The following is a 389-nucleotide window of genomic DNA, read 5'->3' as shown; positions in this document are numbered from 1 at the left end:
CGCCCGCACCACCGACGGCCACGGCCTGCGCCTGCACCCGAAGCCGACCGTGCATGGCACCCAGACCGCGGTGGTGGTGAGCGACGGCGCATCGCTGCAGACCGACCGCGACCACCGCATCAAGGTGCAGTTCCCGTGGCAGCGCGGCGGCAACGCCGGCAACCGCCAGCCGCATCCGGCCGGCGACGACAACGCCCCGGCCGATGCCGGCAGCTGGACCTGGGTGCGGGTGGCGACCGCGTGGGCCGGCGACAACTGGGGCAGCGTGCTGCTGCCGCGCAAGGGCCAGGAGGTGCTGGTCGCCTTCCTCGAAGGCGACATCGACCGGCCGGTGGTGATCGGCAGCCTGCACAACGGCCGCGGCCAGCCCGACGCGCCGCACAACCAGG

At 74.6% G+C, this 389-nt stretch carries 1 protein-coding gene; it reads left to right on the top strand.

The window, feature by feature from the left end:
• Positions 1-389: phage baseplate assembly protein V (locus N799_RS14125; RefSeq protein ID WP_036214064.1), on the top strand; the 389-nt coding region annotated here is incomplete at both ends.

This window comes from Lysobacter arseniciresistens ZS79 (assembly GCF_000768335.1).
Lineage (GTDB): Bacteria > Pseudomonadota > Gammaproteobacteria > Xanthomonadales > Xanthomonadaceae > Novilysobacter > Novilysobacter arseniciresistens.
Note: the sequence above shows the minus strand (reverse complement) of the source record. Positions and strands in the feature narration are given on the sequence as shown.